The sequence below is a fragment of the Candidatus Methanarcanum hacksteinii genome, from assembly GCF_964305265.1.
Taxonomy (GTDB): Archaea; Thermoplasmatota; Thermoplasmata; order Methanomassiliicoccales; family Methanomethylophilaceae; genus Methanarcanum; species Methanarcanum hacksteinii.
The window spans coordinates 53606-67572 of sequence record NZ_CAYATA010000001.1; the positions used below are offsets into that span (position 1 = coordinate 53606).

The following is a 13967-nucleotide window of genomic DNA, read 5'->3' on the forward strand; positions in this document are numbered from 1 at the left end:
TATGATATCACTTGACCCCTGCCAAGAACCAATGAGCAATGTTTTTATTAGACGTTGCTTTCCGCATTTCCGATGGACGCGAACACCGTATCATCCAATGTATCTGTCTTGGACCTTATCTGTAAGGACAAGTATGCAGAGACTAACAATCACAAACGTGCAAGGGACGACTTCAACAAGGAAGCGAAGAATTGGGTCAACACCCGTAACATCAATTCCGAAAGAGCGAAGGAACTCTCCAAGAAGGCCGTAGAGGCCAAGTCCGAACGTGATGTCTGCAACGAGAAGGTACGTGAACTCAAAGCCCTCAGGGATCAGATGCATGCGAAGGCCAATGAACTCAAAGAGAAGGGCGGGGACGAATATGACAATGCCAAATCCGAAGGCAACAGATACCACGATGAGATGGCATCATTCGCTTCAAAGGGTCAGCTTGCACACCAGTTGATGATGCAATGCTATGAAGATGCAGATGTCGCGAGGAAACTCTCCGATATCGCACACAAGAAATCCATCGAATGCAGGGAATCGGCCAATCGCGAACATGAAGCCTTCCTCAACACACTGAAAGAATTGGAAGATCTCAAGAACGATCCGTTCGGTGCTATCGATAGTTTAGAAGACGATGCGTGATGCATCGTCCGAATCCACTTTTCTTCTTATCAGGTCTGGAACATTGCCTGCCGTTCCGAACAATCCGTTCACATACGCCAGGCATCCATCCACACCTTCTATCGACGATATCGAATCCAATGCTTCCGATAACATCTCTGAAGTACCTTCTTTCACAAGATTGCCCAAGGATGTAGCACAACAATCCGCAAGGATGACATCATCGGATATCACTGTACATATCCCGCTGATACCGAATGATACCGAAGGACCTATGTTCCCCGAGGATGAACAAATGCCGAAGATATGATCCCTAGGTTTCACGTCCAATGCGATGTCCTTCATCCTATCATCGCCCGAATAAAGACCGACGGATACATCGCGATCGATCATCATCGCGATGTCTCCGCCATTCTCAACGATGGCGTATGATGCTCCACCCTCGACCATGCGCTCAACGGCATACGATGCGACAGCACCCGCCACACCGGCCATCGGACCTACGCCCGATCTAGATGATGCGACACACATACGTCTTATCAACTCATCATCGATGTTGGAAACAGGATAGGGATCATAGGTTATCTTGAAGAATGGATCGTTCGCAATCTTAGCGAGTATGATATCCCTTGCCTCAAAGATCGCATCCTTGGCGCATTTATGATAGATTTCGTCGGAGATGACCGTTACTGCGGTCTCTCCGACCTCGAAATGTATCGATCTCATAGTTTTAAGGCGACAGCTTTGGTGGAACAGGATGTTATGCAGGCACCGCATGCGACGCATGTGTCCACATCCAAGTGCACCTCATATGTCTCAGGGTCGATGGTGAATGATTTGGTGGGGCAGACCGATACGCATGAACCGCAGTTGAAGCATTTCTCCATATCGCGGTCGATATGCTTCCCCAACTCCTCGATGTATATGTTCGCCTTACCAAGATTGGAGATCGCCGTGTTTATCTGCGACTCCTCCCCTCTCATCTTGATCAACAATATCCCTCCGCTCCCCTCTATCTCGGCACGCAGAACGACAGGTTCTATGCCATATTCGGAAACGAGCTTGTAAACGATGGATTCCTGCAATGCATCCTCATCCGAGAATCTGATCTTGTATTTCTTCTCCATATCGTTCACCCCTTCACAGCAAGACCCTTCACCTTGCCTTTCTTGGGCATCATCCTCACGGGTTGCGTGAGTTCGAATTCCCCTCTCTCGATCCAATCTTTGAGTTCTGAGGCCACCTTCCTTGCACCCCAGTATGATGATAATGAGGATGTCCTGATCTTACGTCCCTCGTACTCTATGGATCCCGATCTGAGCTGTGCATAGCTGTATTGACCGAGAACAGGTCTGTTCTTTGATGTCACGCTGTAGTCGATCATGTTCGTGAAGATCTCCTCATCCGAGATCGATGCACGTTCGACGACCTCGGTGTTGAGCACAGGTATCGGGACACCGACACCTATCGCGATCGATGTACCGTATCCATAGATATCCAATCCGCGGACGTATGTCCTGTCCATCTGTTTCATGTCACCGATCAACGCCAATGTCCTTGCACCTGATACGGGTACGCCGTTCTTCTCTGGTGTCTCCGTATTGAACTGCGTTCCCTGCCATGAAACATAACCCTCTCCCCCTCCGAGGAAGATGTGTGTACCGACACCGATCGTATCGAGATGGGGATCATTGAGCAATGGGGAGAGCTGTCCTGCAGAGCTGTATGTGGCGTTCTTCATCCTCGGGAGGAGCTTGCCCATATAGGTGTGCAAAGTCCTGTCAGATGTGTTAGTGGCGAGATTGTAATTCTGATAACAGTTACGGGGGTTGAACATGTAGCATTCGTTGAGGTCATCGATGGTGATGTAGGTGTTTATGTCCTTCCTGACATAACAATCCGTACCTGGTCCCCATGCACGGAGATGTATCCTCTTACCTGCGATGAGGTCCTCGATGACGTGTCCGCCACCGTATCCTTCGGGATTTGGTGATTTTGAGGTCGACGCGATGTATGTATCCACAGCTGCAAGGCCCCCGTATGCCTCGACATCATTCAGCAGGATGTTCGTCATCCTGATCGGGGGATCTGAATGTCCAAAATTGATGAAAGCGCCCGATGAGCACATCGCACCGAATGTTCCGGTGGTTATGACATCCACTTCCTCTGCGACCTTCTCCGCACCCTTTTGCCTGACGAGATCGACTATCTCCTCGGCGGTGCATACAACTGCTTTTCTTTGACGGATCTTCTCGTTGATCTCCTCATACGTCTTTGCCACAATATCCCCTTCAAATGAGTTTCTTCACATATGCAAGTTCAGCATTCAGAACAGAACCTCCGGCACCTCCCCTAAGGGTATTGTGAGAAAGTGCAAAGATTTTGTAAAATTCATCCTTCTTCCTTATCCTTCCGAGCGTGACAGCCATGCCCTTGGTCCTTCCCGTACCTCCTGCGAAGACATCGAATGCTGGTTGAGGACGGTTCTCCTCCTTCCTGACGATGATCGGGTCTTCCGGTGCTGACGGGAGACCGAGCTTTTGAGGCTCGCCCTTGAAGTTCTCCAATGTTCTTGTGAGTTCATCGATCGATGGTTCCGAATCCATGCTCAAGGTCAACGATTCAAGATGACCATCGACGACAGGCACCCTGACGCAATTCGCATAGACCTTGAAATCAGCGAATTTGAACTGCTTATTCTCGTACTTACCGAGCATCTTAGCGAGTTCCGTCTCCATCTTTTCCTCTTCGCCCTTGATGAATGGTACGACGTTACCGACCGCATCCAATGACGGGACACCGGGATAACCTGCTCCCGATAGGGCTTGGTATGTGGATATGAACACTTGTTTCAGACCATATGCGTCATTCAATGCCGCGAGAGGTGCTGCAATGCCTGTGGATGAACAATTCGCGTTGGTGATGATGAATCCACCGTTATCGTATGTGCTTTGATCCTTGATGGATTCGATGTGCTGTGGGTTCACCTCAGGTATCAATATGGCGACATTCTTGTCCATTCTGTGTGAACCTGCGTTGGTGAACACCCCTATTCCTTTCTCGGCCAATTCCGTCTCGGTAGGGCCTGCGAGATCCGAAGGTATACCGCTGAATGCGATCCTGCAGTTCTTGGATATCTTGTCGAGATCCATGGCCTCGATCCTCCTGTCCAACGTCTCGTCCTTGTAGACGTGATCCCTGACCTTCAGAACATCACCGAGTCTCTTCCCTTCGGACCTCTCCGATGCGTAGAGACCTTCCATCTCGAAATACGGATGATCCTCGAGCATCTCGATGAATCTCTGTCCAATCATTCCAGTTGCACCTAAAACCGCGACCTTGACCTTACTCATTCATCCATCACCAACTGTATCTAATATCGCCGTAAATACATCGCAATAATAAAGTTGTGTTCGGAGCCCTATCGCATTTCACATCGTTGCGATGAGACTGATTGAGCTCGCTCGAAGAAATGATGTTGCCTTTCCTTCGAGATCTTGAGGATCACTTCAGCAATCTGCTTGGCCTCTCCCTCGGAGAGACTGACCTCCTGACAAAGCTCGTGATATCTCTGAACGACCTCTTTCTCCTTCCTCTCGTCCCAATAACTCTGACCGGAGAGTTTCTTGGCCTTTGCCAATTCATCCGCGATTTCCAGACGTGTTGCTATGGACTCGATTATCTGCTGATCCATTTCCTTTATCATGTTCCTGAGTTCGGAAGTCGTAGGCAAGACCGTTCACCTGCAAATATCCCAAACGTGGAAGATATTAAAAGTTGTTTCTGAGAAATCACATTTGGCTCATCGTTAAAAAGAGATAAAGTGGGCCCGAAGGCCCTTATATGCTTCAACAAGCGAAATAGCCGTGTGTCTTCAGCATGCGTTTCTTGATGAAGTGTGCACCGAAGAAGTAGACGCATGCGATGAACGGCATCCAAAGCAGTGACCAAAGCGGTATCTCGATACCGACACCTCCCGCGATGATCTCCCAAAGGGGACCTGTGAACGGAAGCACAGTACCAAGCACGAGCGCGATGATCGTCGTGGCAACGAGTATCTTGGATGACCATGTCTGGAAGAACGGCAGCTTGTTGGTACGAACGATGTGGATCGCCCAAACCTGCATCCAATACTGTTCTATGCACCATAGTGATTGGAACAATATCTCATATGACGTTCCTGACAGATCCACTCTCTGTATGATCGCTTCGCCCATATTGCCTGTGAATCCATCCACGCCGACCACAGTTATTCCTGCGCATACGACGAACGTGAAGAACAGCCACGACATGATATCTGTGATAGGACACATTGGCCCATACCTGAACATCACATTCTTTAGATTGACAGCATCCCATTTACGCGGTTCTCTGACGAATTCATCCTCCACCTTGTCCCATGGGATGACAAGACATGCGAAATCGTTGACCAGGTTGAAGATCAATATCATCATCGCACCCATAGGCGTGAAGTTGAACAGCAATGATGCCAGGATCAATGAGAACATGTATCCGAAGTTGATCGAACCGATCATCTTGACGTACTTGATCGTGTTGACGTAGACCTTCCTTCCTTCGATCACTCCGTCCCTCAGGATACCAAGGTCCTTCTCCAGAAGGATCATGCTTGCCGTATCCTTCGCGATATCCGTTCCTGTATCGACGGAGATGCTCACATCCGCATCCTTCATCGCTATGATATCGTTGATACCATCACCGATGAGTCCTACGGTGTGTCTGTTCTCACGCAATGCCTTGACGACACGTGATTTGTTGTCAGGAGTCAACCTTACGAAGACGTCCGTCTCCTCGACGTGCTCCTTGAGTTCATCGTCCGTCATGCCATCGATCTGAGGTCCGACCATCATCTTCTCTGTGGAGATACCTATCTGATCCGCGATGTAGCGTGTGACGAATTCGTTGTCACCGGTCAGGACCTTGGTCTTTATACCGTAATCCCTGAGGTCGATGACCGCGGTCTTAGCACTCTCCTTGACGGGATCGGTGAACACTACGAAACCGATGAAGATCAGATCGCATTCGTCCTCCACGGTAACGACTTTGCCGTTGGGAACATATTTGTACGCGATACCGAGGACGCGCATGCCCTTCTCACTGTACCATTCGACAAGGCCCATGATGTCATTCTTGACCTTGTTGTCGAGGACCTGTATGTTCCTCTCCCCATCCAGATATCCTGTGGAGATGGAGAGTATCTCGGGTGTTGCACCCTTCGTTATCACGAGGTTGATGTCCTCATCCTGTTTGACGACGACTGTGGCCCTTCTCCTGAAGAAATCGAACGGTACATCTGCGACATACGGATATTGTTCGAGCTCCTCGACGAATCCGCATTCCTCTGCATACTCATCGATCGCCCAATCGATCTGATTGGTGGATGATTTCAGATTCCTGCTGTTGAGAGCGGTGAACACTTCGACCATGTGACTACTGTTACCGTGAATATCATTACAATCCTTCACGGAGATCCTGTTCTCGGTGAGTGTTCCGGTCTTATCGGAACATAGAACATCCATCGCACCTAGGTTCTGGATGGATGTGACGTCCTTGACGATGACCTTCTTCTTGGACATGTCGATGGAACCCTTCGCGAGATTGGTGGAAACGATGGTCGCCAACATCTCGGGCATGAGTCCGATTGCCAATGTGACCGCGAACAATGCGGCGGTCTTGAAGACGTCTACGAGATCCTCTCCGTTCATCAGACCTTTCGCGATCATGATGATAATCACCGGAGGCACCATGTAGACCATGAGTTTGACAAGGACCTTCGTGATCTGCTTGGATCCTTTGTCGTATGTCGTCTTGGCCTTGTCCCTGGTGATCTTCTCTGTCATCGAACCGAAAATCGTATCATCACCGACAGCGACGACGATGGCCTCTGCGGAACCGCTGATGACGTTAGAACCCATGAATGCGAGATTCGAGCATCCGAGAAGGCTGTCGAAATCCGCCAACGGTTCATCGGTCTTCGTCACCCCACCGGATTCGCCGGTGAGTGCAGACTGATCGACCTTCAGATGATTCGATTTTATTATTCTGACATCGGCAGGTATCATATCGCCGGCATCAAGAATGATTATGTCTCCGACGACAAGATCGGCGGAGTCGACCTCGATCTCCACATCCTCACGACGGAGGGTGATGATCGTAGTAACCATGCTCACAAGTTTAGCGGCAGCATTACTACTGCGGGTCTCTTGGATGAAGGTCATAGCACCACTCACGAAAATGAGAGTGGTCAAAATAATGAGATAGGTGTAATCGATCTCTTCGCCGCCTATGATTGCACATACCGGCCAAAGAATATCGATAGCTGTTAAAGCGATAATAAAGACGTTAACGAATGCGTGATAGAGTCTTTTTAGAACCACGTGTTTGTTATGATTGGTAACGACATTGTCCCCGAATTTGATACGGGATGTGGTCACTTCTTCGTTATAATGCCCCTCGGGTCTGCTATCTAGTCCTTTCATCACAGTCTCTGCGTCAGATGACACAGCGAACTTCATTCTAATATCCGGGTCAACTAAACCATTTACCACGAATCAACGGTAAGGTGTTTTACGTTTAAAGTTAGTCCTTGCCATCCACATCCGATATATGCTGGCTGGCACACCTTGCCTGTCTCAATTGGAACAAAACTGTTCCATATGGGTCGCATACAATAATGTACATATATGTACACTTGAATACTATATCATGGACATATCCTTATCCGAATTCGACGGGTTCCCGTCTCAGAAGAATGTTGCGACCGTCATGCTCAAACAAGGACTATCCGTGAATGATGGGAAGGTGTACTGCGGTGACATCGAGATATCGGACTCATCCCTCGGACGTGCGGCGAAGGTGGATAGGCGCGTCGTCAGAGCGACCGTGGAGAAGATAGAATCCTCGCCCAACCTGCTCCCAATATTCTCCAAGCTCAAATGCATGGCATTGTTATCCGATGTCGCCCCCGACATAGGATGCAGTGTCATAGAGATCATCCCGGAGGATGCATCGGAACCAGGGATATTGGCTGACATCACGCAGGTGATATTCATCGCAGGGATATCCATAAGACAGGCTGTGGTCGATGACAGAGGGAATAAGAACGAGGCACGTCTGATCGCTGTATTGGACGGTCAGCTTCCGCCGGTCTACATCCCGAGGTTGAGGTCCTGTCGCGGAGTCAAGAGTGTCATATTGAGATGATCACTCCGACCCTTTGTACTCGATGGCCGCATCCACGAGTCCAAGATGTAATGGCGACGGCCTCATCGGACGTGATTTGAACTCGGGATGGAACTGCGATGCCATGAAGAACGGATGCCCTTCCAACTGACCGACCTCCATCGTATCCCCATTCTCCGAACGTCCTACGAATCTCCAACCTGCACTCTCCAATTGGTCCACGTATCCGTTATTGACCTCGTATCTGTGCCTATGCCTCTCGGATATCCTTTCCGAACCATACAACCCGTATGCCTTGGAATCCTTATCCAGGATCACGTTCTGAGCACCTAACCTCATAGTGGCACCCATGTCGTCCACGCCTTCCTGTTCATGCATCAGGCAGATCACGGGATCCTGTGTGTCTTTATCGAATTCGGTACTGTTCGCATCCTTCAGCCCAAGGACATGCCTTGCGATCTCGATCGTTGCGATCTGGAAACCGAGACATACGCCCAGGAACGGGATTTTGTTCTCACGTGCATAGCGCGTAGCCTCGATCTTCCCTTCGATACCCCTGTTCCCGAACCCACCCGGGATCAGGACACCATGAACATCCGATAACAGGGAAGCGGGACCCTCGCTCAATAAAGAATCGGAATCGATGAATCTCACATTGACCTTGCACTTCCTCTCGGAACCTGCATGCGTCAACGCTTCGATGTGAGATAGATATGAATCCGCCAATGATGTGTATTTTCCAACGACAGCGATGGTCACTTCCCTCACGGGGGACAATATGTTGGAGAGGAACGATTCCCATTTTGTCATATCCCTCTTGCCTGTCATAGGCATCAGTTTCATCCTATCGATTATGATATCGGCAACGCCTTGTCTCTCGAGATTCAACGGCACCTCGTATATCGAACGGGCATCTGGGGTGGAGATAACGGCACTCTCATCCACATCGCAGAACATGGCGATCTTCGCTCTCGCTGCCTCGCATATGGGTTGCGAACAACGTCCGATTATGATGTCGGGGCGTATCCCTATGGCCATCAGCTCCTTTACGGAATGCTGCGTAGGTTTGGTCTTCTCCTCACCTACGGAACCCATGATCGGGATCAATGTCGTATGTACGAACATGACGTTCTCGGTCCTTCCAAGATCCCTTCCGAGCTGTCTTGCAGCTTCGAGGAACGGCATGGATTCCATGTCTCCGACCGTACCACCCAATTCCACGATAGTGACATCCGCACCGCTCTCCCTCGCGATGGATGTTATCCTCCTCTTGATCTCATCTGTGATGTGAGGTATTATCTGCACCGTCTTCCCAAGGTAGTTCCCGTGCCTCTCGTTCTCGATGACCGACCTGTACACCTTACCTGTGGTGATGTTATGGTCGCTGTTCAGATCGATGTCCAAGAATCTCTCATAATTACCGAGATCGAGATCCACCTCTCCCCCATCATTGAGAACGAACACCTCACCATGCTCATATGGATTCATCGTACCTGCATCTATGTTGAGATACGGATCGATCTTGATCATCGATACGTTAAGACCACGTGCCTTCAGCAAACGTCCGATCGACGATGCTGTTATCCCCTTTCCGAGACCGGAAATCACTCCGCCGCTGACGAAAATCAACTTCATATAATCAACGGGATTTGTACAACACATTGATTATAGATAAACTATTTGATTAGACAATTGTCTATGATATCAAAAATAATCAAGACACATCTAACATATATGATGTCGTCTTGAAATATATGAAAAGAAAGAGTGAGGGAGGAGTACCTCCCTAAAAGGGTTCATTGGAACGTGTGGTATTCACGCATCGACTTCACGGTCAGATCCTTTCCTCTGAGGACCTTTATCGCAGCGACGGCCATCTTAACACCGTTAGCAGTGGTGAGGAAAGGCATCTCCAATTCAACAGCGAGACGTCTGAGCTGATATCCGTCCCTTATGGCACCGGATTTGTTCGAGGGTGTGTTTATGATCATATTGATCATTCCGCTCCTCATGTACTCCGTAGCCTGAGGTTTGTACTTCTCGGATAATGTGAACACTGTGGTCGTCTGTATACCGTTCTTCCTGAGGAATGTCGATGTTCCCTTCGTAGCGTAGATGTTGAATCCCATCTCATAGAGATCTCTAACACAATTCAGCACCTTCGGCTTATCACCGTCATTCACGGTGACGTACACTCCGCCCTCCATAGGGAGATTCGTACCTGACGCGATCTCCGCTTTGTAACATGCTATGTCAAGATCCTCATCGATACCCATGACCTCTCCTGTGGATTTCATCTCAGGCGTGAGGATTGAATCGACTCCAGGCAGCTTGAGGAATGGGAATACGGATTCCTTGATCGCATAATGATCTATCGCCCTGTATTCCATGGTCAGACCGAGTTCCTTCAACGTCTTGCCCAACATGATCTGCGTACCGATCTTGGCAAGAGGGATCCCTGTCGCTTTGGATATGAACGGTACCGTACGTGATGCCCTCGGGTTGACCTCGATCATCCATACCTGCTCGTCCTTGACCGCCAATTGGAGATTCATCATACCCTTTATGTTGAGCGCCAAAGCGACTCTCTTTGAGATGTCGATGACCTCCTCGGTGATCTTCTTGGATAATGTGATCGGAGGCAACACCATGGTAGCATCCCCTGAGTGGACACCCGCATACTCTATGTGCTCCATTATCCCGCCGACGTAGACATCGGTCCCATCGGATACGACATCCACATCCAACTCTATGGCCTCTGTAAGATACTTGTCGATGAGTACCGGATGATTCCTGGATACGCGAACAGCTGTATCGATGTATGTCTTCAGTTCCTCCGTCGAATAGAGGATCTCCATGCCACGTCCTCCAAGGACGTATGATGGCCTTATGAGCACAGGATAACCGATCCTCTCGGCGATCTCCTTAGCTTCCTCGAATGAGTATCCTGTACCTGAATCCGGCTGTCTGATGCCGAGTTCGTTCATCAATGCCGAGAATCTCCTCCTGTCCTCAGCCACATCCATCATATCGGGCGTGGTACCGAGGACCTTCGTCTTGGTACCGGCCAATGCCTTCTCAAGATCCATCGCGAGGTTTATACTGGTCTGACCTCCGAATTGGACTATGACACCGTCCGCTTCCTCCCTCTCGATGACGTTCAGTACGTCCTCCAAAGTGAGAGGCTCGAAATACAGCCTGTCGGAGATATCGAAATCGGTGGATACCGTCTCTGGATTGTTGTTTATGATCACAGCATCCACGCCTGCATCCTGCAAAGCCATAACACTGTGCACGCAACAATAATCGAACTCGATACCCTGTCCTATACGGATCGGTCCGCCACCGATGATTATCACGCATTTCTTGCTCTTATCGCGTGTAGATTCGCATGAGTTACCGTAAGTTGAATAGAAATATGGTGTCTTGGCTTCGAACTCCGCCGCACATGTATCTACCATCTTGTAGACAGGTAAGATCCCTTCCTTCTGCCTCATCTCACGTACATCGAACTCCTCCATGTTGGAGAACGATGCGATGACCGAATCCGGAAATCCCATCCTTTTGGCCTTCCTCAACAACACTGGTGTGAGCTTCTCGGTCTTTATCAGATTCTCCATATCGATTATGTTCTTGATCTTCAATGTGAAGAAATTATCCCATTGGGCCAACTCGGAGATCTGCTCCGGATCATGGCCTCTCCTGAGGGCCTCCGCTATCGCGAACAGACGTCTGTCGGTAGCATGTCTGAGCTCCTCCTCTATCTCATCCTCGGTCATATCCGGCGAGTTGAGGTATGAGGAACCGATCTCCAATGACCTCACTCCCTTGAGAAGTGCCTCCTCGAAATTCCTTCCGATGGACATCACCTCTCCGGTGGATTTCATCTGTGTGCCGAGATGCCTGTCCACGGTACGGAACTTATCGAACGGCCATCTGGGGATCTTGACGACCACATAGTCTATGGCGGGTTCGAATGCCGCGAATGTCGTTCCGGTGACCCTGTTAGGTATCTCGTCCAATGTGTAACCCAATGCGATCTTGGCAGAGACACGCGCTATCGGATAGCCTGTCGCCTTCGATGCCAATGCGGATGACCTTGAGACACGGGGGTTGACCTCTATCAGACGATAATCGCTGTTCTTAGGGTTGAAAGCGAACTGTACATTGCATCCGCCTTCGATACCCAATTCACGAATGACCTTGATCGCTGAATTCCTCAGTTTCTGGTGATCCTCATCAGAGATGGTAAGGATGGGTGCGCACACGATACTCTCGCCTGTGTGTATTCCCATCGCATCCAGATTCTCCATGGTACAGATGATGATGCAGTTGTCCTTGCTGTCCCTCATCACCTCATATTCGTATTCCTTCCATCCGAGAACGGATTCCTCGATCAATACCTGATGGATACGCGAATACGAGAGTCCGCGGGCGCATATATCCCTAAGTTCCTTCTCGTCGTATGCGATACCTCCTCCGGTACCTCCCAATGTGAATGCGGGACGGATCAGAACAGGGTATGATCCTATGTATTCCACAGCCTTCAGTGCCTCTTCGATGGAATTGACACTCATGCTCTTAGGAACAGGCTCACCTATCTTCTCCATAGCCTCTTTGAACAGCTCACGGTCCTCCGACCTCGCTATAGCTTCGGGCTGTGTACCGAGCAATGTGACGCCGTGTTTCTCCAAGACCCCTTTATCCGCAAGCTCAGAACAGATGTTCAATGCGGTCTGTCCGCCCATACCTGCGAGGATACCGTCCACGCCTTCCTTGACTATGATCTTCTCTATTACATCCGCTTGTAAAGGCTCCACATAGACACTGTCGGCCATATCCACATCCGTTTGGATCGTTGCAGGATTGGAGTTGACGAGGACGGTCTTGTAACCCTCCTCCCTGACGGACTTACATGCCTGTGAACCTGAGAAATCGAATTCGGCAGCCTGTCCTATGACTATCGGTCCAGAACCGATGACCATGATCTTCTTGTAATCCTTCTTCACAATCTCCCCTCCTGGACCATCTTCTTGAATTTATCAAATAGGAATGTAGTATCATTCGGACCAGGTGCCGCCTCGGGATGGTATTGGCATGTGAATATCGGAAGGTCCCTGTGTCTCACACCCTCGACCGTACCATCATTCACGTTCACCTGATCGACTATGAGTCCGGTACCATCCAGGCTATGATCGTCAACGACATATCCGTGGTTCTGCGATGTAATGAACACTTTGCCCTCATATTTCACAGGTTGATTGGTTCCCCTATGACCGAATTTCATCTTGTATGTGCTACCACCCATCGCCAGACCGATGAGTTGGCTTCCGAAGCATATCCCTGTCATGGGCATCAAGGAGGAAAGTTCTTTGACTGTTCTGACCGTGGTGTCCCTCAATGCGGGATGAGCGGGATCTCCCGGACCATTCGTTATCATGATGCCTTTGACACCTGAATCCACGATGACCTGCGAAGGCGTATCATATGGGAATATCTCGATGTCGAATCTTTGGGACAAATGATCGATGATACCTCTCTTCGTACCGCAATCGATGACACCGATCCTCAATCCTTTCCCGTTATCGATGCTTATGGTGCTTTTTACAGATACCTGATCGACGAGATTCTCACACATGGGGGAATCCATCGTCCTCAAATTCTTCAGCGTCTCCTCTATCTTGCTCGCATCGTTGATGATCGCACCCTTGAATGCTCCCTGTTCACGTATCTTGACAACGAGTTCCCTCGTGTCTATGCCTGTTATCGCAGGTATCTTGTGAGCCTTGAGGTAATCCCCGAACGGTTCCCCTCCATAGACCATGGACGGATGCTCACAATATTCCGAGACCACGACACCGCGCACATGGACATCATCGGATTGTTCGAATTCCTTCCTCACGCCATAATTCCCTATCAAAGGATATGTGAAGACTAGGATCTCCCCGCGGAACGAAGGATCTGTTACGTCCTCCTGATAACCGCACATACCTGTGGTAAAAACGACCTCACCGTAAGCGGATGAATCGTAACCGAACGATTCACCCTCCATAACGGTTCCGTCCTCGAGAAGCAAGTAACTGGTTGCCATCGATATAATGATGGATGATGGGTATTTAATAACAACTTAATCAATCCGTCATCATATTAACATC

The 13967-nt window shown here is 49.5% G+C and carries 11 protein-coding genes; 2 read left to right on the forward strand and 9 right to left on the reverse strand.

The features are described from left to right. The first annotated feature begins 72 nt into the window (after positions 1-72). A complete protein-coding gene (locus ACI2NF_RS00195) occupies positions 73-633 on the forward strand; it encodes a DUF7121 family protein (RefSeq protein WP_400210912.1) in 561 nt (186 codons plus the stop codon). Here ACI2NF_RS00195 and ACI2NF_RS00200 read toward each other — a convergent pair. From ACI2NF_RS00200 to mgtA, 6 genes are all read right to left on the reverse strand, one after another. Further along, on the reverse strand, positions 616-1338 hold the full coding sequence (locus ACI2NF_RS00200; RefSeq protein WP_400150398.1) for a UPF0280 family protein: 723 nt from the start codon (positions 1336-1338) through the stop codon (positions 616-618). The two genes, ACI2NF_RS00195 and ACI2NF_RS00200, sit on opposite strands and share 18 nt — an antisense overlap. Next, positions 1335-1739, reverse strand: coding sequence for a 4Fe-4S binding protein (locus ACI2NF_RS00205; RefSeq protein WP_400148162.1), 405 nt, complete (start codon positions 1737-1739; stop codon positions 1335-1337). The genes ACI2NF_RS00200 and ACI2NF_RS00205 overlap by 4 nt, the downstream gene beginning before the upstream one ends. Before the next feature lie 5 nt (positions 1740-1744). Then, on the reverse strand, positions 1745-2893 hold the full coding sequence (locus ACI2NF_RS00210) for a homocysteine biosynthesis protein (RefSeq protein WP_400210913.1): 1149 nt from the start codon (positions 2891-2893) through the stop codon (positions 1745-1747). A gap of 10 nt (positions 2894-2903) precedes the next feature. Continuing rightward, positions 2904-3965 carry an aspartate-semialdehyde dehydrogenase gene (asd, locus tag ACI2NF_RS00215; RefSeq protein ID WP_400206377.1) on the reverse strand — a complete coding sequence of 354 codons (1062 nt, stop codon included), beginning with the start codon at positions 3963-3965 and terminating at the stop codon, positions 2904-2906. A gap of 68 nt (positions 3966-4033) precedes the next feature. Further along, positions 4034-4345 (reverse strand): chorismate mutase, encoded by a 312-nt coding sequence (locus ACI2NF_RS00220; protein WP_400148159.1) that lies wholly within the window; start codon positions 4343-4345, stop codon positions 4034-4036. Positions 4346-4460: 115 nt separating this feature from the next. Continuing rightward, positions 4461-7145 (reverse strand): magnesium-translocating P-type ATPase, encoded by a 2685-nt coding sequence (gene mgtA / locus ACI2NF_RS00225; protein WP_400210914.1) that lies wholly within the window; start codon positions 7143-7145, stop codon positions 4461-4463. A gap of 190 nt (positions 7146-7335) precedes the next feature. Here mgtA and ACI2NF_RS00230 point away from each other — a divergent pair, with 190 nt between their 5' ends. Then, positions 7336-7833, forward strand: coding sequence for a regulator of amino acid metabolism, contains ACT domain protein (locus tag ACI2NF_RS00230; RefSeq protein WP_400151716.1), 498 nt, complete (start codon positions 7336-7338; stop codon positions 7831-7833). On the opposite strand, the gene pyrG is transcribed toward ACI2NF_RS00230, so the two are convergent. The 3 genes from pyrG to carA form a co-directional block, all read right to left on the reverse strand. Next, positions 7834-9447 carry a glutamine hydrolyzing CTP synthase gene (gene pyrG / locus ACI2NF_RS00235; RefSeq protein ID WP_400151714.1) on the reverse strand — a complete coding sequence of 538 codons (1614 nt, stop codon included), beginning with the start codon at positions 9445-9447 and terminating at the stop codon, positions 7834-7836. A gap of 161 nt (positions 9448-9608) precedes the next feature. Continuing rightward, positions 9609-12821, reverse strand: coding sequence for a carbamoyl-phosphate synthase large subunit (gene carB, locus ACI2NF_RS00240; RefSeq protein ID WP_400210915.1), 3213 nt, complete (start codon positions 12819-12821; stop codon positions 9609-9611). Beyond that, a complete protein-coding gene (carA, locus tag ACI2NF_RS00245; RefSeq protein ID WP_177970968.1) occupies positions 12818-13903 on the reverse strand; it encodes a glutamine-hydrolyzing carbamoyl-phosphate synthase small subunit in 1086 nt (361 codons plus the stop codon). The genes carB and carA overlap by 4 nt, the downstream gene beginning before the upstream one ends. Positions 13904-13967: the final 64 nt, after the last annotated feature.